This is a genomic window from Thioalkalivibrio sp. ALJ16 (assembly GCF_000377345.1).
GTDB lineage: Bacteria > Pseudomonadota > Gammaproteobacteria > Ectothiorhodospirales > Ectothiorhodospiraceae > Thioalkalivibrio.
Genome location: NZ_KB898047.1, coordinates 35,316 through 55,892, shown reverse-complemented (window position 1 = coordinate 55,892; position 20,577 = coordinate 35,316). Strand labels below are relative to the sequence as shown.

The 20,577-nt window shown below is 68.5% G+C and carries 16 protein-coding genes and 1 tRNA gene; 6 read left to right on the top strand and 11 right to left on the bottom strand.

Annotation, left to right across the window (positions count from 1 at the left end; all coding sequences use genetic code 11):
- Positions 1-125 precede the first annotated feature (125 nt).
- The 6 genes from D000_RS0109980 to D000_RS0109955 form a co-directional block, all read right to left on the bottom strand.
- Positions 126-199 (bottom strand) — tRNA-Gln (locus D000_RS0109980).
- A 43-nt stretch (positions 200-242) separates the two neighbouring features.
- Positions 243-635: a 30S ribosomal protein S9 gene (gene rpsI / locus D000_RS0109975; RefSeq protein ID WP_018873387.1), complete on the bottom strand. Its 393-nt coding sequence runs from the start codon at positions 633-635 to the stop codon at positions 243-245.
- Between the two features lie 31 nt (positions 636-666).
- On the bottom strand, positions 667-1,095 hold the full coding sequence (gene rplM / locus D000_RS0109970; protein WP_017940583.1) for a 50S ribosomal protein L13: 429 nt from the start codon (positions 1,093-1,095) through the stop codon (positions 667-669).
- 325 nt (positions 1,096-1,420) lie between these two features.
- Complete coding sequence (locus D000_RS0109965; protein WP_018873386.1) at positions 1,421-1,933, bottom strand: DUF4168 domain-containing protein; 513 nt, start codon at positions 1,931-1,933, stop codon at positions 1,421-1,423.
- A 299-nt stretch (positions 1,934-2,232) separates the two neighbouring features.
- The gene (locus D000_RS0109960) at positions 2,233-3,645 is read right to left on the bottom strand and encodes a sigma-54 dependent transcriptional regulator (RefSeq protein ID WP_018873385.1); all 1,413 of its coding nucleotides are present in this window, start codon (positions 3,643-3,645) and stop codon (positions 2,233-2,235) included.
- Positions 3,642-5,138: an ATP-binding protein gene (locus D000_RS0109955; RefSeq protein WP_018873384.1), complete on the bottom strand. Its 1,497-nt coding sequence runs from the start codon at positions 5,136-5,138 to the stop codon at positions 3,642-3,644. The genes D000_RS0109960 and D000_RS0109955 overlap by 4 nt, the downstream gene beginning before the upstream one ends.
- Positions 5,139-5,545: 407 nt before the next feature.
- On the opposite strand from D000_RS0109955, the gene D000_RS0109950 reads away from it, so the two are divergent.
- A complete protein-coding gene (locus D000_RS0109950; protein ID WP_018873383.1) occupies positions 5,546-6,226 on the top strand; it encodes an MBL fold metallo-hydrolase in 681 nt (226 codons plus the stop codon).
- A gap of 129 nt (positions 6,227-6,355) precedes the next feature.
- On the opposite strand, the gene htpX is transcribed toward D000_RS0109950, so the two are convergent.
- Both htpX and parC read right to left on the bottom strand, forming a co-directional pair.
- The gene (gene htpX / locus D000_RS0109945; RefSeq protein WP_018873382.1) at positions 6,356-7,243 is read right to left on the bottom strand and encodes a protease HtpX; all 888 of its coding nucleotides are present in this window, start codon (positions 7,241-7,243) and stop codon (positions 6,356-6,358) included.
- A 123-nt stretch (positions 7,244-7,366) separates the two neighbouring features.
- Positions 7,367-9,628, bottom strand: coding sequence for a DNA topoisomerase IV subunit A (gene parC, locus D000_RS0109940; RefSeq protein WP_018873381.1), 2,262 nt, complete (start codon positions 9,626-9,628; stop codon positions 7,367-7,369).
- Positions 9,629-9,763: 135 nt separating this feature from the next.
- Between parC and cls the strand changes: the two genes are divergently transcribed.
- Together cls and D000_RS0109930 are read left to right on the top strand one after the other, a co-directional pair.
- Positions 9,764-11,185 carry a cardiolipin synthase gene (gene cls / locus D000_RS0109935; RefSeq protein ID WP_018873380.1) on the top strand — a complete coding sequence of 474 codons (1,422 nt, stop codon included), beginning with the start codon at positions 9,764-9,766 and terminating at the stop codon, positions 11,183-11,185.
- A gap of 295 nt (positions 11,186-11,480) precedes the next feature.
- The gene (locus D000_RS0109930; RefSeq protein ID WP_018873379.1) at positions 11,481-14,366 is read left to right on the top strand and encodes an EAL domain-containing protein; all 2,886 of its coding nucleotides are present in this window, start codon (positions 11,481-11,483) and stop codon (positions 14,364-14,366) included.
- A gap of 27 nt (positions 14,367-14,393) precedes the next feature.
- Here D000_RS0109930 and D000_RS0109925 read toward each other — a convergent pair whose 3' ends face one another.
- Positions 14,394-16,184: a diguanylate cyclase domain-containing protein gene (locus tag D000_RS0109925; protein WP_018873378.1), complete on the bottom strand. Its 1,791-nt coding sequence runs from the start codon at positions 16,182-16,184 to the stop codon at positions 14,394-14,396.
- Positions 16,185-16,242: 58 nt separating this feature from the next.
- On the opposite strand from D000_RS0109925, the gene D000_RS0109920 reads away from it, so the two are divergent.
- Positions 16,243-16,713 carry a DUF3293 domain-containing protein gene (locus D000_RS0109920; protein ID WP_038047778.1) on the top strand — a complete coding sequence of 157 codons (471 nt, stop codon included), beginning with the start codon at positions 16,243-16,245 and terminating at the stop codon, positions 16,711-16,713.
- A 45-nt stretch (positions 16,714-16,758) separates the two neighbouring features.
- Here the strand turns inward: D000_RS0109920 and D000_RS0109915 are convergent, their stop codons facing one another.
- A complete protein-coding gene (locus D000_RS0109915; protein ID WP_018873376.1) occupies positions 16,759-17,226 on the bottom strand; it encodes a CopD family protein in 468 nt (155 codons plus the stop codon).
- Between the two features lie 153 nt (positions 17,227-17,379).
- Here D000_RS0109915 and D000_RS0109910 point away from each other — a divergent pair, with 153 nt between their 5' ends.
- On the top strand, positions 17,380-17,769 hold the full coding sequence (locus D000_RS0109910; protein ID WP_018873375.1) for a RidA family protein: 390 nt from the start codon (positions 17,380-17,382) through the stop codon (positions 17,767-17,769).
- The gene (gene recG, locus D000_RS0109905; protein WP_255349465.1) at positions 17,669-19,855 is read left to right on the top strand and encodes an ATP-dependent DNA helicase RecG; all 2,187 of its coding nucleotides are present in this window, start codon (positions 17,669-17,671) and stop codon (positions 19,853-19,855) included. Before D000_RS0109910 ends, recG begins: the two co-directional genes overlap by 101 nt.
- Positions 19,856-20,034: 179 nt before the next feature.
- Here the strand turns inward: recG and D000_RS0109900 are convergent, their stop codons facing one another.
- Positions 20,035-20,577, bottom strand: a complete 543-nt coding sequence (locus D000_RS0109900; protein ID WP_018873373.1) for a DJ-1 family glyoxalase III — start codon at positions 20,575-20,577, stop codon at positions 20,035-20,037.

Genomic DNA, 20,577 nt, shown 5'->3' with positions numbered 1-20,577 from the left:
TCGGGCTGCACACGCTTCGCGCGTGCAGTGCTCCGCTGCGCTCCGCCGAACCTTCCAGGTTCGAACCCTGGGCTCGCTCAAATATCCATAGAAAAGGGCCCCGCGAGGGGGCCCTTCTCTATGGATGGCTGGGGGACCAGGATTCGAACCTGGGTTGGCGGAGTCAGAGTCCGCAGTCCTACCGCTAGACGATCCCCCAGTAAACCGGATCGCGTGCGTCCCGCAGAAACTCGAGGCGGATTTTAACGCTTCGAGTACTGGGTTGCACGACGGGCCTTGCGCAGGCCGATCTTCTTCCGCTCCACCTCGCGGGCGTCACGGGTCAGGTGACCACCACGACGCAGCGGCGAGCGCAGCTCTTCGTTGTACTGCACCAGGGCGCGGGCAATACCCAGACGAATCGCGCCGGCCTGACCGTTGCCGCCACCACCCTTGACGGTTGCGATCACGTCGAAGTTCTCGGTCGACTCGGTCGCCTCCAGCGGCTGGCGTACCACCATGCGCGAGGTCTGACGGCCGAAGAACTCGTCCAGCGGCTTCTCGTTAACCGTGATGTTGCCCGTACCGGGACGCAGGAAGACGCGCGCAGCGGCGGTCTTGCGGCGGCCGGTGCCGTAATACTGATTGCTAGCCATTCGGATCGATTCCCTTGCTGTTTCGTGCGGCTCAGACTTCGAGCGGCTGCGGCTGCTGGGCCGTGTGCCGATGTTCGGTGCCGGCGTAGACCTTGAGCTTCTTGAACATGGCCCGGCCAAGCGGGTTGCGCGGCAGCATGCCCTTGACGGCAAGCTCCAGCACCTTCTCCGGATGACGCTCGATCATCTGGGTGAAGTTGGCTTCCTTGATGCCACCCGGGTAACCGGTGTGGTGGAAGTACTTCTTGTCCATGGCCTTGTTGCCGGAGACGCGGATCTTCTCCGCGTTGATCACGACGATGTAGTCGCCGGTGTCGACATGCGGCGTGTACACGGGCTTGTGCTTCCCGCGCAGACGGCGTGCGATCTCCGTGGCGAGTCGGCCGAGGGTCTTGCCGTCGGCGTCGACGAGAAACCAGTCGCGTTCGACTTCGGCCGGCTTGGCGCTGATGGTGCTCATGATGTTCGATGCTCCGAGGTCGGGGCGATTCAGAAAGCGCGCAAGAATAACGCTTCCCGACAGCCGATTCAAGCGAGGCGGAAAGGAATTCCACCCGAGGCGGGACGGACGCAGACCCAGGCGGGGGCGCGAGGCGCCACGCCGGCGCGCAGAGAGGCAATCACGGGCCCGGTACAGCCTCCACAGTCCAGTCCGTCCCGAGGGGACGCGGATGGCTTTGCGCGGTGTCGAGATGGCCGCGCCCGCACACATAATAAAGGGGACGCCCCGAAGGACGCCCCCTGCAGCCCCCGGGCACCCGGCCCGGGGTCGCGGCATGCCCCACTTACAGCTGGGCTTCGGCGCGCTCCTGCACTTCCTGCATCAGCTCGGGATCGTTCTGCAGGGCCATGGCGACTTCGTTGTATTCCTCGACGCTCATGCCCGCATCTTCGACCGCGCTGACCATTTCGTCCTGCGCTTCCTGCTGCATGGACTGGGCCTCGGTCTCGTCCTCGGCATTCTGCAGGCGGTCGGCGAAGTCTTCGCGCACTTCCTGCACGGCGACGAAGGCGGACACGAAGGTGTCGATGTCTTCTTCGGTCAGGTCAACCTCGGGGGCTTCCTGCATCGGGGCGCCACCCTGGGCCGCGCCACCGCCGGCTTCACCCTGCGGGGGCTGGCCACCCTGGGCACCGGCACCACCGCCTTCCTGAGCCGGCGGCTGACCGCCCTGGGCACCGCCCATGTCGCCGCCGCCAGCGCCGCCTTCGGCACCGCCGTACTGGGCCGAGGCCGCGCCACCAACGGCGAACAGGGAGGTCAGGGCCATCGCGAGGATCGTCTTGCGCATATTCATCATTGTGCTCCTTGGTTCCTTTGAGGTTCGTTCCGAATCGGACCGGGATCGCGTCCCGCCATCGTTCGGCCCGTTTTCTTCGCAACCGTGTGTGGAGGTTCCGATCCGCTGTTCAGGATCGGCGACCTCGATTGCTGCCCAGGGAAGGAGCAGGCATCGTGCCAAAAACGCGAAAAAAAACGAAAAGTCTTTTTACGACATGATCTTAAGTAATGCACGGCCCGCAGCGCCAGGGCCAGGCCGGGCAATCACAAGCGGGTCATAACGACACATGAGTCGGGCTGACCCGGGTCAGGGTGTCACGTCGGGTCGGTTTCCCCGAGCTTGCGATACAGCGTTTTGCGGCCGATCCCGAGGATCCGTGCCGCCCGCTGCTTGTTGCCACCCACGTGCTCCAGAACCCGCTGGATGTACTCGCGTTCGCGCTCCTCCAGGGTGGGCCACTGGCTGTCGTCCGCCACGCCCGGCACCGGGGCATCCGCGGTGTCCGCCGCCCCGGTGGCGGCAGGAGCGTTGCCGGCCTGCTCGAAGACCCGCTCAGGCAGGTCGCGGGGCTCGATCACCTCGCCCGCCGCCAGCGTGGCCGCGCGTTCCATCAGACTTGCCAGTTCGCGCACATTGCCGGGGAAGGGGTAGCGCAGCAGGGCGCGCAGCGCCTCCGGGCTCAGGCGGCGCTCCGGAAGACCCCGGGCCAGGCTCTGTTCGCGCAGGAACTGCAGCGCCAGGCGCTCGACATCCTCGCCACGCTCGCGCAGCGGCGGGATCTCGATCCGGAAGGTTTCCAGGCGGTAATACAGGTCCTCGCGGAAACGCCCTTCGGCGATATGCGTCTGCAGGTCCTGATGCGTGGCCGCCACAATGCGCACATTGGTGGCGATCTCCTCGTTGGACCCCACCGGCCGCACGCGGCCATCCTGCAACAGCCGCAGCAGCTTGCTCTGCATCGCCGTGGGCATCTCCGCGATCTCGTCCAGGAACAGGGTGCCACCGTCCGCCTCGGTAAACAGACCGCGGCGCGCGCCCCGAGCTCCACTGAACGCACCGGCCACATGCCCCAGGAGTTCCGACTCCAGCAGCGCCTCGGGGATGCCCGCGCAGTTGATCGCCACGAAGGGGCCCTCGGCGCGCGGACTCTCCGCGTGCAGCGCGCGGGCCACCAGTTCCTTGCCGGTGCCCGATTCGCCGGTAATGAGCACGCTGCCGTCGGCCACCGCGATACGCCGAATCAGGTCGAACAGCCGCAGCATGGCCGGACTGGAACCCTGCATGCCATGGAAGCCGTCGCCCTGCGCGAGGACCTCCCGGTAGCGACGGACCTCGGCCTTCAGCTGGCGGGCCTCGGTGACGCGATCGGCCGCCAGGCGCAGGTGATCCAGATCCACGGGCTTGGTCAGGAACTCGTCCGCCCCGGCCTTCAGCGCCGTCACCGCCTGATCGATGGTCCCGAAACCGGTCAACATGATGAACCCGGGTGCCGGAGCCTGCGCCCGTGTCGCTTCCAGCACCTGAAAGCCGTCCGCACCCGGCAGGCGCAGATCGCTCACGACCAGGCTGAAGGCATGCTGCGCCAGCACCTGTTCGGCATCCTCCGCGCTGGCCACCGCGGTCACGGCATATCCCGCCTCGCCCAGCTCCTCCGCCAGCAGCTCGCGGTGGCCGCGATCGTCTTCCACGACCAGGACCGTCTCCCGGGTCTGCGTGTTGCCGCTCATCGGGGCACCTCCTCGCCATCACCGCCGGCGCCCCGGAGATCCCCGGGGTCCGTCGGCAGGGTCACGACAAACCGCGTCGCACCCGGGACACTACGATCCAGCACCACACGCCCCCCGTGGTCCTCCAGGGCCACCTGCACCACCGCGAGGCCGAGCCCGGTCCCCTGGCCGGTCGGCTTGGTGGTGTAGAACGGCTCGAACAGGCGCGCGGCCTGCTCGTCTCCGATCCCGCGCCCGGCCTCGGGTCCATCGTCCGCCACCACCAGTTCGACACCCTCCGGAACCGCCCGCCAGCTCACCTGCACCATGCTCGCGGCCGCCTGGGACGCGTTCTCCAGCAGATTCTCCAGGGCTTGTCCCAGACGCAGCGGATCGGCCACCAGGGTCAGCGGTTCGCCCTGCACGTAAAACTCCACCGCCCGTTCGGAATGGCGGGAATGCACGCGTTCGATCAGATCCGCCACCAGCGTCCCCAACTCCAGTGATCGCTGCTGCAGCGGGTTGCGCCGGGCGAAGTCCAGCAACTGGCGCACGATGACCTCCACCCGCTCCAGTTCGGTCTTCAGGGCCTGCATCTCCTTGCGTGCCGGGTCCCCGTCCGGCAGGTGCCGGATCGCGCGCTGCACACGCCCCGCGATAATCCCCAGGGGCGTCCCCAGCTCGTGCGCCACCCCGGCGGCGAGCTGGCCGATGGCCGCCAGCTTCTCCGAATGCCGCAGCTTCTCCTCCAGACGCACCTGTTCACGGCGCTGCACCTCGAGCTCGGCCTCCGAGGCCTCGCGCCGCTCCATCATGCGGTTCATCGACACCGCCAGCCCGCGCAACTCGGCCGGCCCGTCCTCGGGCGCGCGCAGGCCGCGCTGGCCATCCCCGATCGCGCCCATGGCGGCCATCAGACGCGAGACGTGCCGGCCCACCGCGCGGTGATAGCCGAACAGGACCACCACCAGGAACAGGCCGGCCACCGCCAGCAGCAACAGCAGCCCCTGGCCCTGCAACTGGGTCACATAGGCACGGAACGGGGTGACGTCGCGGGTGACCTGCAGCAGCCCCACGATACGGCCGGCGGGATCGGACAGCGGCAGGAAAAAGGAGAAGGTCTCGCGGCCCCGGTGCTCGCCGAAGGCCCCGAGACTCCCGGTCTCGCTGATGACCCGCGCCTCCCCGCGTCGCTGCAGGGTCGGACTTGGTGGGCCACTGGCCGCCACCATGCGCCCTTCGGCATCGTAGACATAGACCCCGAATACCTCCTCGATCTGGAACAGCGAATCCAGAGACTGTTGCACCGCCGCGGCATCGTCCTGCAGCATCCCGCTGGCCACCGGCAGGCGAATCGAACGTGCGACCAGCTCGATGTCTTCCTGCATGCGATTCTCCATCTGCGTCTGGAATTCATGCAGTCCGAGTGCCACCACGGCGGCCATCAGCAGCAACAGTGGCAGCAGCACGAAGGACAACACCGCGGTACGCAGACTGTTCAGGCGTCGGGTCATGGAAGGCTATCGGCTAGGGAAACAGGGATGAATGGATACGCGTGCCACCGGGCACAGCGGCCCGGGCAGGGTCCATGGTAGACATGCCCGGCGCCGGGAGGCGAATTACAGGCAAAAAAAAGCGCGGGACGAGGCCCGCGCCAAGAAAACCACCAAAGGAGGATGGAGGAGTCCACTAATTACTGACAGGGGGGACAGCAATTAGCGTATGCAAATCTTCTAATATGACGATGTTCTTGTCAACCGGTGAATGCGCAGGGGGTCACAAGTTCACCGTTCCGTCATATCACGTACCCTTGAAGACCTACATACCCGAATAGACGCGCCTGCAACCAATCTATTCCCCGGTCCCGACACGATCGTTCGGGCCGCCCCGAAAACTCGAATTCATTCACGGATCCGCCGCCATGCTTCGCCACCTCAGCCACCCCGTCACCCCCCTGGCACAGAACGCCACCCTGATCTGGTGCGACGTCACCGGGACCGGCGCGTGGGTCGACCCCGGTGCGGATGCCGCGGACCTGGCACAGATCGCCCGGGACCACGGCGTGCGCCTGGAAAAAATCCTGCTGACCCACGGCCACCTGGACCACGTCGGCGCCTCCGCCGAACTGGCCCGAGATGCGGGCCTGCCAGTGATCGGGCCCCATCGCGACGACGCCTTCTGGCTGGACCAGCTGCCGGACCAGGCGCGGGTCTTCGGGGTTTCCGAGATCGCGCCCCTGACGCCCGACCAGTGGCTGGAGGATGGTGACCGCATCGCACTCGGCGAGGTCACCCTGCAGGTGCTGCACTGCCCGGGCCATACCCCGGGCCATGTGGTATTCCACGACCCCGAAAGCCGTCTGGCCCTGGTCGGCGATGTCCTCTTTCATGGCGCCATCGGCCGCAGCGATTTCCCCCGCGGCAATGGCCGTGAGCTGCTCGAGTCCATCACGGGCAAACTCTGGCCGCTGGGGGACGACACGCGCTTCGTCCCCGGCCACGGGCCGGAATCGACCTTCGGGGAGGAGCGCCGCTGCAACCCGTTTGTCGGGGATGCGGCCCTCGCCCTCGGCGGTCCGGCCGGACGCGGTCGCTTCTATTAGAGAGTCCCGTTGCGTGTCGCGATGCTGACCGCTTTCTGCGATGCACGCCGCTGCAAAACGATAAAGGCCGCCCTGAGGGCGGCCTTTTATTCTCCTGCCTGACTCGCCGTTACGAATCAGCCGATACGATCAGCCATTGGCGCGCAACGACGCGATGCGCTGCTCGATCGGCGGGTGGCTCATGAACAGCTTCTTCAGCCCCTGGGCCATGCCCCCGCGGATGCCGAAGGCCGCCATCTGATCGGGCATGTCCACCTGGCGCCCCGAAGCGCGCGCCAGCGACTCCAGCGCACCGATCATCTTTTCGCGCCCGGCCAGTTTCGCCCCTGCCTCGTCGGCGCGGAACTCGCGCTGGCGCGAGAACCACATCACGATGATCGAGGCCAGGATCGCCAGGATGATCTCAGTGACGATGGTCGTGATCCAGAACGCCGGGCCATGACCGGACTCGTTCTTGAACACCACGCGGTCGACGAAGTGGCCAGCCACGCGGGCCAGGAAGATCACGAAGGTGTTCACCACCCCCTGGATCAGGGCCAGCGTGACCATGTCGCCGTTGGCCACGTGCCCGACCTCGTGGCCCAGCACGGCCTCGACCTCGCCCTGCCCCATGTTCTGCATCAGCCCGGTACTGACCGCGACCAGCGCATTGTTCTTGCTCATGCCAGTGGCAAAGGCGTTCGGGTCCGGCGAGTCATAGATGCCCACCTCCGGCATGCCAATCCCGGCCTCGCGGGCCTGGCGCTGAACAGTCTCCAGCAACCACTGCTCGGTGGCATTGCGCGGCTTGTCGATCACGTGGACCTTCATCGTCTTCTTCGCCATCCACTTGGAGATGGCCAGCGAGATGAAGGAACCGCCAAAGCCGAATACCGCGGCAAATATCAGCAGCGCATTCAGGTTGAGGTTGACCCCCTCCTCGTCAAGGATGCGCTCCACTCCCAGCAGGCGCAGGGTGATGCTGAGGACGATAATGATGGCGAAGTTGGTCGCCAGAAACAGCGCAATACGTTTCATGAAGCCTTCCTGTACTCCATCGATAGATTATTCAGGATGTACTGATCATCGGGGCACTGCACTCGAATTCAAGTCTCGCCCCGAAAACAGACCACGTTTGCCGGCCCAGGTTCAGGCACGCGTTCAGGCCGGGCGCACTTCCAGGCGATCGGCGTTCTGGTAGCCGCGCGGCAGCTGGCGCCCGCGCCGGGCGCGTTCGCCCACGTACTCCGCCCACTCCGCCGGGGCCAGCGCCTTGAAGCGCTTGCCGGCGTGCACGACCAGGGTGTCCTGCGGCCCCAGCACGGCCACGTCGAGCACCCGCTCGGAGCCGTCCTTGAGCGCGGCCGACGGGATGCCGATCAGCTTGTTGCCCTTGCCGCGCGCCAGCTCCGGCAGCTCGGTGGCCGGGAACAGGAGCAGGTAGCCACGCGTGGTGACGACCGCGATGTGGTCCTCGTGCGGGTTGCGCACCGGGGCCGGCTGCAGCACGGCCGCCCCAGCGGGCACGGTGAGCACGTTCTTGCCCGCCTTCTGCCGCCCCAGCAGATCGCCCAGTTTGGCGACGAAGCCGTAACCGTGATCCGAGCCCAGCAGCCAGCGGTCTTCCTCCGCCCCGGTGGCCATGCCGACAAAGCGCGCGCCCTCCGGCGGGTTCACGCGGCCGGACAGTGGCTCGCCCTGCCCGCGCGCAGACGGCAGGGTATGCGCGGGGATGGTATAGGTGCGGCCGGTGGAGTCGATGAATGCGACCGGCTGGTTGCTGCGCCCGGTGACCGCGGCCTGGAAGGCATCCCCGGCCTTGTAGTTCAGGCCGCGGGCATCCACGTCGTGGCCCTTGGCCGCGCGCGCCCAGCCCTTTTCCGACAGCACGATGGTCAGCGGCTCGGTGGGCACCAGCGCGGACTCGTCCAGGGCCTGCGCAGCGGCGCGCTGGACCAGCGGCGAGCGGCGTTCGTCGCCGTAGTCCGCGGCGTCCTTCACGATCTCGCGGCGCACCTGGGTGCGCAGGCGGCGTTCGGACCCCAGGGTCTGCTCCAGCTGGTCGCGCTCCTGCGCCAGTTCGTCCTGCTCGCCGCGGATCTTCATCTCCTCGAGCTTCGCCAGGTGGCGCAGCTTCAGTTCCAGGATCGCCTCGGCCTGGATGTCGGACAGGCCAAAGCGGCTCATCAGTTCGGGCTTCGGCTGGTCGTACTCGCGGATGATCGCGATCACCTCGTCGATATTGAGATAGGCGATCAGCAGGCCTTCCAGCACATGCAGCCGCGCCTGCACCTTGTCCAGGCGCCACTGCAGGCGCCGGCGCACGGTCTCGATGCGGAAGGTCAGCCATTCGCCCAGCAGCCCGGCCAGATCGCGTACCTGCGGGCGCCCGTCGAGGCCGATCACGTTCATGTTGACGCGGTAGGTCTTTTCCAGATCCGTGGTCGCGAACAGATGCGCCATCAGCGCCTCGACATCCACACGGTTGGAGCGCGGGGTGATCACCAGGCGGGTCGGGTGCTCGTGATCGGACTCGTCGCGCAGGTCCTCGACCATCGGCAGCTTCTTCGCGCGGATCTGGCTGGCGATCTGCTCCAGCAGCTTGGCCCCGGAGACCTGGTGCGGCAGCGCGGTGACCACGATGTCGTCGCCTTCGCGTTCATAGCGCGCCCGCGCGCGGATCGAGCCCTGGCCGGTCTCGTAGACCTTTCGCAGCTCGGCGGGCGGGGAGATGATCTCGGCCTCGGTGGGAAAGTCCGGCGCCGGCAGGTGCTCGCACAGCTCCGCCACCGTCGCCTTCGGGTGCTCCAGCAGGTGCACGCAGGCCGCGGCCACCTCGCGCAGGTTGTGCGGTGGGATATCGGTGGCCATGCCCACGGCAATCCCGGAACCGCCGTTCAGCAGCACGTTCGGCAGCCGCGCCGGCAGCACCTTCGGCTCGTCCAGCGCGCCGTCGAAGTTCGGCACCCAGTCCACCGTGCCCTGCCCCAGCTCCGAGAGCAGCAGCTGCGCGTAGCGCGACAGGCGCGACTCGGTATAGCGCATTGCGGCGAAGGACTTGGGATCATCCGGCGAGCCCCAGTTGCCCTGCCCGTCGACGAACGGGTAGCGGTAGGAGAAGGGCTGCGCCATCAGCACCATCGCCTCGTAGCACGCCGAGTCGCCATGCGGATGGAACTTGCCGAGCACGTCGCCGACGGTGCGCGCGGACTTCTTGTACTTGGCCGTGGCCGAGAGCCCCAGCTCGCTCATCGCGTAGATGATGCGGCGCTGCACGGGCTTGAGCCCGTCGCCGATGTGCGGGAGCGCACGATCCAGGATCACGTACATGGAGTAGTCCAGGTACGCCTTCTCGGTGAAGTCCTTCAGCGGCAGCTGCTCGCCACTGCTGGCGAACAGGCTGGGGGTCTCGATATCGGTCATCGGCGATCTCGCGGACGTGGATGGGCCGGGGTTTTACGCCGGGCCTGGCCCGCGTACTGTAGCGGGCACACGCCGGTCGTTCCACGTGCGACGGCAAACCGCGATACCGGATCGCAGCAACCGAGGAGCCCGCTCGTGCCGGATACAGGCTGGATTGCCAGTATCGCCGCCGCCGCCATCTTCGTCCTCGCGGCCGTCAGTGCGGTGCATGCCCTGCTGCAGCGCCGCGATACCGGCACCATCATCGCCTGGGTCGGCCTGATCGTGCTGCTGCCCGTGGCCGGATCCCTGCTGTACTGGCTGTTTGGCGTCAACCGCATCCGACGCCGGGCCCACGCGCTGCGCGAGGGCTACCTGATCACCGACCCCAGCCTGCATCACGCCACCCGGGTCGAACCCCCGGCACGCTGGGCGCGCCTGCTGCGGGCCGGGGACCAGCTGAGCCCGTTTCGCCTGACCGGCGGCAACGCCATCGAACCGCTGTTCGACGGTGACCGCGCCTATGCACGCATGCTGGACGCGATCGACAGCGCGCGCGACAGCATCTCCCTGGCCACCTACATCTTCGACTGTGACCCGGTGGGCGAACGCTTCATCGCGCGCCTGCACCGGGCGCAGGACCGCGGTGTACAGGTACGCGTGCTGATCGACGCGATCGGCGCCCGCTACAGCCGGCGCAACACGCTGCGGCGCCTGCGCCGGGCGGGGATCCCGGCCACCACCTTCATGCCGGTCCATCTGCCCCGCAGCCTCGCCGCCATCAACCTGCGCAATCACCGCAAGATGCTGGTGGTCGATGGCCGGCGGGCGTTTACCGGGGGCATGAACATCCGCCGTGGACACAGCCATGCCGATCCCGGCCGTCACCCCGTCCAGGACCTCCACTTCGAGCTGCGCGGCCCCGCCTGCGCGCAGCTGCAGCGCGTATTCGGGGAGGACTGGCTGTTCGCCACCGGCGAGCGCCTGGAAGGGCCGAAATGGTTCCCGGAGACCGTCGCCGCCGCCGGTGCACGGGCCTGCCGCGGACTGCCGGACGGACCGGACGAGGACTTCGAGGTCCTCCACTTCACGCTGCAGGCGGCCCTGGCCGAGGCCCGCGAGCAGGTCACCATCGCCACGCCTTACTTCCTCCCCGGCGTCGCACTGAACGGGGCCCTCAAGGCCGCGGCGCTGCGCGGGGTCCAGGTGGACATCCTGATCCCGGCGCGCAGCAACCTGCGCCTGGTGGAATGGGCCGGCCGCCCGCAGCAGGCCGAACTGCTGGAGCGTGGCTGCCGGCTGTGGCTCACGCCCGAACCCTTCAACCATTCCAAGCTGATGCTGGTCGACCGGGAATGGGCACTGGTCGGATCGGCCAACTGGGACCCGCGCAGCCTGCGCCTGAATTTCGAGTTCAACCTGGAATGCGTGGATCGCGGACTCGGCGCGGAGCTCGCCCGCTGGGCGGACGACCTGCGCGAGCAGTCGCATCCCCTCACGCTGGAGGAAGTGCGCGCGCGGCCGCTGCTCGGCCAGCTGCGCGACGGCGCCGCCCGCCTGTTGACGCCCTACCTCTAGCGCGCCGCTTTCGCGGCCGCACAAGGCACGGTGACCGCCGTGCCGTCATTCCGCGCGATGGAGCCGCAACGCCGTGCACACGGCCGCGTAGGCGCGGCGTTAGGTGGCCGTCCGCCGCAGCGCACAGAACCCCGGCAACGCGCTGTGGTCTTTTGTACTGTGGCGGCTGACGGATCCGCGGCCGCGGCGCACCGGCCGCGATCCTTCGGCGCTGTCCCCGACGGGGCCCCGGGCGGTCCGGGCAAGCAGGAGTAATAGGGATGTTACAACCGATGTTGGCAACGCACGCGCGACCATGCACGGGCTCCTGATCCCCGCGCTGTACCTGGCGGCCGGGCTCGCGGTCTACGCCATGCTGATCCACCTGCTGCACAGCCGCCGCAGTGCGCATCGCAGGGAGCACCAGCTGTTCGCGGCGATGAGCGCACTGATGGCCCTGCTCGCGATCGGCGCGGCCCATACCTATCAGGCGGGCGATGTCGAGTCCTACACCCGCGCGCTGACGCTGAACCTCTACCTGCAGGGCCCCTTCTTCGTGCTGTTCGCCGCCTTCGTGGCGGCGCACACCCGCACCCCGGCACGGCCACTGCTCGCCGGGCTCCTGGTCCTGCTCGCCATCACCTGGGTCGTCAACTACCTGCAGCCCTACAGCATGCAGTTCCGCTCGATCGACGAGATCCGCCTGCTGGAGCTGCCATGGGGCGAGACCCTGGCCCTCGGGGTCGGCAGCCTCAGCCCCTGGTTCGGGATCGCGGTGGCCGCGGTACTGATGGTTCTCGGCTTTGCCCTGGCAAGCCTGGCGCGGCACTACCAGCGTCACCGGCAGCCGACCACGCTGCTCCTGCTGGCGGGGATTGCCCTGTTCGTCGCACTGACCCTGCAGGGCGTCCTGGCGCGACTGGGCGTGCTCGACATGCCCCATCTCACGCCCTTCGGCTATGTGGTGATGGTGATCATGATGAGCCTGGTCCTGAACCGGGAGACCGAGGAACGTCTGCGCGATTCGGAGAGCCGCTTCCGGGCGCTGGTGGAACAGTCGCCAATCGGTATCCAGGTGCTGACGCCGGACGGCGCGATTCGCCAGATCAACCCGGCCTGGAAGCACATGCACGGCAACGCCGCCTCGCTGCCGGGCGGCAACGTGCTGGAACACCCGGATGCCATAGACCGCCAGCTGCAGGCCCCACTGAAGGCCGCGACCCGGGGGCAGTACCAGGAATTCGGCCCGCTGCCGTACACACCCCCGCCGGACGCATCCGGGACAGGCGACGACGTCGCCCCGGATGCGGCGGCCGAACGCTGGCTGCGCGGCTGCATGTACCCGCTGCGGGACGCGCAGGGCGAGGTCCAGGACGTGATCGTGATGCAGGAGGACATCACCACCCAGCACCGCAGCGAGGCCGCCCTGCGACTCATCGCGGAAGGCCTGCAGGCGCGCACCCGCGAGGAGTTCTTCCAGCAGCTGGTGCTCAAGCTGAGCAACCTGTTCGGGGCCGATTACGCCCTGGTTGGCCTGGAGGACCCGGAGCGGCCCGGGGTGGTGGTCACCGCCGCGCTGTGCGCGCATGGCCGCATCGTGGAGAACGTCCGCTACAACCTGGCCGAGACGCCCTGTGAACGCGTGCTGGAGATCGGCACCTGCATCTACCCCTGCGAGGTGCAGAAACGCTTTCCCCATGACGAGATGCTGGTGGACATGGCGGCGGAGAGCTACCTCGGCGCACCGATGCTGGACAGCCAGGGCAGGCTGCTCGGGCATATCGCTATGGTCAACCGCCATCCGGTCGACGATGTCGACAAGGCCATGGAGGTGCTCGACATCATGGCCGACCGCGCCGGCGCCGAGCTGGAGCGTCTGCATACCGAGGAACATATCCACGCCCTCGCCTACCACGACTCCCTGACCGGGCTGGCCAATCGCACCCGGCTGCATGACGACCTGACCCGGCACATCGAGGAGGCCATGATCGACGGGCTGCACGGTGGCCTGATCCTGATCGACCTCGACCACTTCAAGACCATCAACGATGCCCTCGGGCATGCCGTGGGCGATACCGTGCTGGGGGCGGTCGCCGACCGCCTGCGCAGCCAGTCACCGGAAGATGCCCTGATCGTGCGCCTGGGAGGCGACGAATTTGCCGTGGTCCTGCCCCCGCGCAGCCACGAACTCGAGGCCGTGGAGCCCGAGCTGCGCGTGATCGCAGAGCGCATCCTGGAGGCCCTGCAGCGACCCATCGTGATCGGCGAACGCACCTTCGCGGTCGGTGCCAGCCTCGGCTGTGTCTGCTATCCGGATGCCGGCGAGACCTCCGCCGACGCCCTGCGCCACGCCGACATCGCCCTGTATCAGGCCAAGCGCGCAGGGCGCGGGGGTGTCCAGTTCTATCGCCACGCGCTGCAGGACGAGGCCCATGCCCGGCTGCAGATCGAGGAGGGCCTGCGCCGCGCGGTGGAACAGGGCGAGCTGTCGCTGCACTATCAGCCGCAGTTCGACAGCGCCCAACGCCTGATCGGCGCCGAGGCCCTGCTGCGCTGGCAGCACCCGGAGATGGGCGCGGTCGCGCCGGACCTGTTTATCCCGGTGGCGGAGGAGACGGGACTGATCCATGCCATCGGCAACTGGGTCCTGGAGGAGGGGCTGTCACAGGTGGTGCGGTGGCGGGCAGAAGGCCTGCAACCACCACGGCTGGCCCTGAATCTCTCCCCCTGGCAGCTGTCCCGCCCCGATTTCGTCGATCAGTTCCGCGCCCGCCTGCGCACGCTCGGCATGGATGCGCAGGCGCTGACGCTGGAGGTCACCGAGTCCGGGCTGTTGCGGGATCTGCCGGATGCCATCGCCAAGCTGGGTGCGCTGCGCCAGTCCGGCGCACGCATCGCCCTGGACGACTTCGGGACCGGATATTCCTCGCTGGCCTACCTGCGCGACCTGCCAGTGGACGAACTGAAGATCGACAAGTCCTTCGTCGACGAGCTGGTCACCGGTGGCGACCGCACGCTGATCGAGAACATCGTGGACATCGCCCGCAACATGGAGCTGGACGTCATTGCCGAGGGCGTCGCCAGCACCGAGCAGCACGAACAGCTGCTGGCGCTGGGCTGCACCCGCTTTCAGGGGTTCCTGTTCGGCGCACCGGTGGCGGCGGTGGACTTTGCCGACCACCTGCGCCGGCGCAACGGCTGACGCCGGGCCCGGGCCGGCCGCCGGCACTCAGCCCGGCGGCCGGCGTTCCGAACCGGGATCGCCGGCAAGACCGCAGCCAAGCGCCCCGCGTGGACGCGGACCCGCGCCGGCAGCCGCGTCCGCGTCGCAATCCCGGAACAGCACGATCCGGCTACCGCCCTCCGCCTTGGCCGCGTACATCGCGCGGTCCGCATGCTGCAGGAGCGTATCGGCGTCGGCGCCATCCTCGGGCCAGATCGCGGCCCCCATACTCAGCCCCACATTCAGCGCCTCGCGGTTCACCTCCACCGGCTCCGCAAAGCGTTCGATCAGCTTGAGCCCCACCCCGGTCACCGCATCCGGATCGCGGACGGTCTCCAGCAGCAGCACGAACTCGTCGCCGCCGACCCGGGCGACCACGTCACTGTCGCGCACCCCTTCACGCAGCCGCCGCGCCACGGTCACCAGCATGAGATCACCTGCATCGTGCCCGAGACGGTCATTGATCGGCTTGAATCCGTCCAGGTCGCAGACGACCAGGGCCAGCCCGGTGCCGGCGCGCTGGGCACGACGCAGGGCCTGTTGCAGGTGCTCCTGCAACAGGCTGCGGTTCGGCAGGCCGGTCAGGGAGTCGTGATGGGCCTGATGCCAGAGACGCTCCTCCGAGGCCTTGTCACGGGTGATATCGCGCACCATGCCGAGCACCTGTACCGGCCGCCCGTCGCCGTCACGGTCGATCTCGCCTTCCACGCGGACGTGGCGCATACCGCCGTCCTGGCGCACCACGCGATGATCCACCCGGTAGAAATGCTCGTGTTCCAGGGCCGCATTGGTGGCCCGGCGCACGCGCGTACGGTCGTCGGGATGAACCGCGCGCATGTAGGCCTCGAACCCGGCCGCGTCGGTTTGCGGATCCAGTCCGAACAGATCGAAGACATGCCGCGACCAGTTCATCCGCTGGCCGCGAATATCCCAGTCCCAGTAACCGGCGCCGGCAATGCGCTGGGCCTCCTCCAGGCGCTCGGTGGTCTCCTGCAGGGCCGCGGTGCGGCGCGCAACCGCCTCCTCCAGGCCACTCTGCGTCTCGCGCAGGCGCGCCTCAACCTGCTGTCGTTCCGCCAGCTCCCTGCGCAGTGCGGTGTGATCGCGGCGAATACGCGCGCGCACCCGCATGCCCATATAGATGATGATCATCAGGGTCAGGGCGGTCGCCACGAGCATGACCTGCTGCGCGCGCTCGTGGCGCCGGGCCATGGCCTCCACCGCCTCCGCGTTGTCACGCTCGAAGGCCGCGAGGACGGACTCCATCTGCGCCAGCACGTCCTCCTGGACCGGCATCGCCTCGGCGTACAGGCGGGCCAGGGCGTCGTTGCGCCCGCCGGCCAGCGCCACGTCCACCAGCTCCGACAGAATCGGGGCACCGGTCGCGGTCAGTTCGCGCAGTTCGGCCAGCAACGCGACATCGCGCGGGGTCTGCGCCAGCAGCTCCGCGTCCTCGCGGGCCTCGATGAAGCGTTCGGCCAGCTCGCGGAACTCGCGCTGGTAGCGATCCTGCAGCGTCGGGTCCTCGGCACTGATGACCAGTGCAACCCGGAGCATGCGCTCGCGGACCAGACTGCGCATGCGGTGGACGCGATCCACCTTCTGCACATACTGCTCGGTGAGGGCCTGGACGTCCTTCTGCAGCTGCTGCACCCGCAGCCAGCTGGCCAGCGCGACCGCCACGACCAGCAGCAGCACCGCCACGAAGGCGCTGGTCAGACCAGGCACGGAAGGGGCGAGACGGCCCGCGACGGCGCTCGGGATATCGCCTTCCGCAGCGGTTCCCTTGACGCGCATGGTCTCCCCCTGTGTGATTGACCGCATCCGCGCGATCCAGCCGGGAGGGTGCCGCGAGATGGCCGCAAACACAAGCTACGACGCCCCCGTAGCGCCGAGGCGCACCCCGGCCCTGGAACGGGCCTACCGTGCCGCGGACTACGAACTGGTCACCCCGGCCGGGCGTCACGTCCTCCGCATCGACCAACCGGCGCCAGCGGTCGCAGCCTGGATGCGCGAGCACAACCTGCGCCGGCTGGTGCTGTTCACCGCCTGCAACCCCGGCAGTCAGCCCGGTGGCGCCGTGGCCAACGCGGACCGCCAGCGCCAGCTGGAAGTCGCCGTCCGTGACCACGGGCTCGCGGCCTGGCCCGCCAGCAACCGCGACCCACGGGGACACTGGCCCGACGAACCGGGCCTGGCCATCGCCGAGCTCCCCGATGCGCTGCTCGCCGCCTGGCTTGCCCGTTTCGGACAGAACGCGGCGCTACTGCTGGAGCCACCGGCCCCGCCTCGACTCGTGTGGCACCCGGCACTACGGAGACGCTGATCAGGTTCGTGCCCCCCCTAAGGGACGCGGAACCGAAAAGCACACCTAAAGGGGCAGACGCCCCCCCGACGCGACCACCACCGTCACCAGCCCGAGCACGGTGTTGATGCCGACCAGGATGCGAATCTGGCCGAGGCGGCGCAGCCCCTCCGCGGTGTCATCCGCGGCAATAGCCTGGCGCATGCGGCGAAACGGGGCGAAGAACACGTGGGCGAAGATCGCCATCATGATCAGGCCCAGCAGCAGCATGGTATGCACGCTGGGGTGTACATCCCCCATGCCACCGAACACCCCGAAGATCATGTAGAAGCCGGTTGCCAGGATCACCAGCACCGACGCCCAGACCCACGGGAAGAAGCGGGCGAACACGCCCTCCCACAACCGCAGCCGGGGCATCCCCTCCAGTTGCTGTCCGGCCACCGGCCGCAGAAACATATAGGCGAAGAACATCCCGCCGACCCAAATCACGACCGCCAGCACATGCAGCACGTTCGCCAGTGCGTATCCCGTCATTGCCTGCCCTCTTTATCGGTTTGCGAATCCCGCCGGCAGTGTAGCCATCCTCGCGCGGCGCTGCCGAGTGCCGCCCCGCGCGAGCGTGTACATTGATCCGTTAGAATGGCGCCCCAGCCATGCCCAACAAGTCATTTCCCACAAGGAGCCCGCATGTCGCGCGAGATCATCTATACCGACAACGCCCCTGCCGCCATCGGTCCCTACTCGCAGGCGGTACGCGCGGGCGACACCCTCTACCTGTCCGGGCAGATCCCGCTGGACCCGGCCACGATGGAGCTGGTCGCGGGCGGCATTGAGGACCAGATCCGTCAGGTCTTCGCCAACCTCTCCGCGGTCCTGGAGGCCGCGGGGGCCGGGACGGCCGACATCGCCAAGCTGAACATCTTCCTGACCGATCTCACCCACTTCCCGGTGGTCAACGAGATCATGAGCGAGGTGTTTGCCGAACCCTACCCCGCGCGCGCGGCGATCGGCGTGGCGGCCCTGCCCAAGGGCGCCCAGGTCGAGATGGACGCCATCGCCTGGTGTCCGCGCGGCTGACGCCGCCGCGCGGGCCGGCCGCATGGAGCTGAAGGCCCCGCTCACCACGCTGAAGGGCGTCGGTCCGGCCGTGGCCGAACGCCTGCAGCGGCTGGGCCTCGCCGAGGTGCAGGACCTGCTGTTCCACCTGCCGCTGCGCTTCGAGGACCGCACCCGACTGACCCCCATCCGCGCGTTGCGCCCGGGCCTGTCCGCGCTGTTCGAAGGTTGTGTCACCCACAGCGAGGTCGTCCATCGCCGGCGCCGCATGCTGGTCGTCACCCTGGCCGACCACCAGGCGCAAATCCTGCTGCGTTTTTTCCACTTTGGCGCCAACCAGCAGCGACGCCTGGCCCCCGGGGTCCGGGTCCGCGCCTTCGGCGAACCCCGCGGCCTGCCGGGCGCGCTGGAATGCGTGCACCCGGAGGTCCAGGCCGTGGGTGCCACACCACCGGCAATGGAGACCCATCTGACCCCGATCTATCCGGCCACCGAGGGTGTCTCGCAGCGACTGCTGCGCCAGCTGGTGGCCGCGGCCCTGCCCGGGCTGCGGGGATTGCCGGACCTGCTCCCGGAGCTGGCAGCGGAGGGCCTGCCCGATCTTCACACCGCACTGGAACGCCTGCACCAGCCGCCCGCACAGGCGCACACGCTGGAGCCCGCCGACACCGCGGCGGAACGCGGGCCGGCGCGCACCCGCCTGGCACTGGAAGAGCTGTGCGCCCATCAGCTCGCCCGCGTGCAGCAAAGCCGCACCCCCCGGAACCACTGCGATGCACCGGTCATCCAGCCCCCCGGGAAACTCTGGGCGCAACTGCTGGAACAGCTGCCGTTCAGCCCCACTGGTGCGCAGTCCCGGGTGATCGCCGAGATCCTCGCGGACCTCGCGCGGACGACCCCGATGAACCGGCTGGTCCAGGGCGACGTCGGGTCGGGCAAGACCCTGGTCGCGGTGGCCGCGGCCCTGGCCGCCGCCGAGGCCGGCTACCAGGTCGCCTTCATGGCCCCGACCGAACTGCTCGCGCGCCAGCACGGGCGCAACCTGGCGCAGTGGCTGGAACCGCTCGGGGTCACGGTCGCCTGGCTGGGAGGGCGCCAGGGCGCGGCGGAGCGCGGCCAGCTGCTGGCGGCGCTGGCCGCCGGACAGCGCCAGGTCGCGATCGGGACCCACGCCCTGTTCCAGGACGAGGTGCAATTCCAGCGTCTGGGGCTCGCGATCATCGACGAACAACACCGCTTCGGCGTGCACCAGCGCATGGCCCTGCGGGACAAGGGCAACGGCCGCATGCCGCACCAGCTGATCATGACCGCGACCCCGATCCCGCGCACACTGGCCATGGCCCTGTATGCCGAACTGGCCTCCTCGGTCATCGACGAACGCCCGCCCGGGCGCACCCCCGTGCGCACGGCACTGATCAGTCACGAACGCCGTGACGAGGTGATCGAGCGCATCCGGGCGGCCTGCGGCAGCGGCACCCAGGCCTACTGGGTCTGCCCGCTGGTCGAGGACTCGGAACAGCTGGAAGCGGAGTCCGCCGAGGCGACGGCCGAGCGGCTGCGCGAGGCCCTGCCGGAACTGACCATCGGGCTGGCGCACGGCCGCATGAAGGGCCCCGAGCGCGATGCGGTGATGGAACGCTTCCGGGCCGGAGGCATTGACCTGCTCGTGGCCACCACGGTCATCGAGGTCGGCGTGGATGTGCCCAATGCGAGTCTGATGATCATCGAGAATGCCGAACGCATGGGCCTGTCACAGCTGCACCAGCTGCGCGGCCGCGTCGGCCGCGGGGCCAGCGCCTCCGCCTGTGTGCTGCTGTACCGCCCGCCTCTGGGCGAGACGGCCCGCGAGCGTCTGGAGGCGATGCGTCGTACCGACGACGGCTTCGAGATTGCCGAGGTAGACCTGAAGCTGCGCGGCCCGGGAGAGCTGCTGGGTACGCGCCAGACCGGTGATCGCAGCTTCCGGGTCGCGGACTGGGGCCGCGATCAGGACCTTCTGGACGCGGCCACCCGCCTCGCGCTGCGGGTCGAGAGCGATGCGCCCCGCGCCGGTGCGCTGATCGAGCGCTGGCTGGGCAGCGCCACCCGCTACGCCACCGTGGGATAACCGAAAGGCGATCGCACTACGCAGGAAAAAGCATCAACAGGAAGACGGGAAGACTGGAAGGGGTCCGGGGCACTGCGATGACCAGCAGATTGCTCAACAAGAATTTCTTCCTGTCTTCCCGCCTTCCTGTAAATCGCTCTTGACCTTTTTTGTGCCCAGGCCCGCCTCGGCTAGAAGATTCAGGGCCTTAGCAACGGGCCTTCGACCGCGTCGCGGGCGGCGCGGCCGGCGAGCTGTTCGATCAGGGTCAGGGCAAAGTCCATCGCCGCGCCCGGACCGCGACCGGTGATCAGGCGCCCGTCCACCTCCACCGAGGCCCCGGTGGAGGGCACCCCGGCCGCATCCAGTGCCCCGGTGTAGGCGGTCACCCGGCGCCCCTGCAGCAAACCGGCCGCGGCCAGTGCCTTCGGCCCGGCGCAGATGGCCGCGAGAAAGCCGTCGCGTTCGGCCTGAGCGCGCAGGAGCCCCTGCACCCGGGCGTCGTCCCGCAGGTGGTCGGCGCCGGGCAGGCCGCCCGGCAACACGATCAGGTCAAAGGTGGCGTCCAGCACCTGATCCAGGGTGGTGTCCGGCTGGATCACCGTGCCGCGGGAACAGGTCACCGGGCCAGGCTCCAGCCCGGCCACCGTGACCTCGAACTGCGCCCGCCGCAGCAGGTCGATCACGGTGACCGCCTCCAGCTCCTCGGCCCCGGTGGCCAGGGGTACGAGCACAGTCGGCAT

Excerpts from the sequence above, each read along its gene's own strand:
- parC (WP_018873381.1), bottom strand. The coding sequence starts at position 9,628 with ATGACCGATATCGAGACCCCCAGCCTGTTCGCCAGCAGTGGCGAGCAG.
- D000_RS0109960 (WP_018873385.1), bottom strand. The coding sequence starts at position 3,645 with ATGAGCGGCAACACGCAGACCCGGGAGACGGTCCTGGTCGTGGAAGAC.
- D000_RS0109925 (WP_018873378.1), bottom strand. The coding sequence starts at position 16,184 with ATGCGCGTCAAGGGAACCGCTGCGGAAGGCGATATCCCGAGCGCCGTC.
- rplM (WP_017940583.1), bottom strand. The coding sequence starts at position 1,095 with ATGAGCACCATCAGCGCCAAGCCGGCCGAAGTCGAACGCGACTGGTTT.
- D000_RS0109930 (WP_018873379.1), top strand. The coding sequence starts at position 11,481 with ATGCACGGGCTCCTGATCCCCGCGCTGTACCTGGCGGCCGGGCTCGCG.
- D000_RS0109920 (WP_038047778.1), top strand. The coding sequence starts at position 16,243 with ATGGCCGCAAACACAAGCTACGACGCCCCCGTAGCGCCGAGGCGCACC.
- D000_RS0109955 (WP_018873384.1), bottom strand. The coding sequence starts at position 5,138 with ATGACCCGACGCCTGAACAGTCTGCGTACCGCGGTGTTGTCCTTCGTG.
- rpsI (WP_018873387.1), bottom strand. The coding sequence starts at position 635 with ATGGCTAGCAATCAGTATTACGGCACCGGCCGCCGCAAGACCGCCGCT.
- D000_RS0109915 (WP_018873376.1), bottom strand. The coding sequence starts at position 17,226 with ATGACGGGATACGCACTGGCGAACGTGCTGCATGTGCTGGCGGTCGTG.
- D000_RS0109910 (WP_018873375.1), top strand. The coding sequence starts at position 17,380 with ATGTCGCGCGAGATCATCTATACCGACAACGCCCCTGCCGCCATCGGT.
- D000_RS0109950 (WP_018873383.1), top strand. The coding sequence starts at position 5,546 with ATGCTTCGCCACCTCAGCCACCCCGTCACCCCCCTGGCACAGAACGCC.
- htpX (WP_018873382.1), bottom strand. The coding sequence starts at position 7,243 with ATGAAACGTATTGCGCTGTTTCTGGCGACCAACTTCGCCATCATTATC.
- D000_RS0109965 (WP_018873386.1), bottom strand. The coding sequence starts at position 1,933 with ATGAATATGCGCAAGACGATCCTCGCGATGGCCCTGACCTCCCTGTTC.
- D000_RS0109900 (WP_018873373.1), bottom strand. The coding sequence starts at position 20,577 with ATGCCGACTGTGCTCGTACCCCTGGCCACCGGGGCCGAGGAGCTGGAG.